Here is a 379-nt window from a genome sequence, read left to right as displayed (position 1 = left end):
CGGTTAAGCGGGTGATCGACTACAACGTTAAGCCGCGGGTGAAGACCGACGGCAGCGGCGTCGATCTTGCCAACGTCAAGATGAGCATGAACCCTTTCGACGAGATCGCCGTCGAAGAGGCGATCCGCCTGCGGGAAAAGGGTGTCGCCACGGAGATCATAGCCGTGTCGATCGGTCCGGCCAAGGCGCAGGAGACGCTGCGCACCGCGCTGGCGATGGGCGCCGACCGTGCCATCCTGGTTGCCACAGACGACGAAGTCGAGCCGCTCGCCGTCGCTAAGATCCTCAGGGGCGTCGCCGAGGAGGAGCAGCCGGGGCTGGTCATCCTCGGCAAGCAGGCGATCGACGATGATTCCAACCAAACTGGGCAGATGCTCGC

1 protein-coding gene is annotated in these 379 nt (G+C 64.1%); it reads left to right on the top strand.

What is annotated here, in order from left to right; all coding sequences use genetic code 11:
* Positions 1 to 379, top strand: a 379-nt coding sequence (locus L3X40_RS22235) for an electron transfer flavoprotein subunit beta/FixA family protein (RefSeq protein ID WP_237367491.1), incomplete at both ends; no start/stop codon positions are given.

Source organism: Rhizorhapis sp. SPR117, from assembly GCF_021742065.1.
Note: the sequence above shows the minus strand (reverse complement) of the source record. Positions and strands in the feature narration are given on the sequence as shown.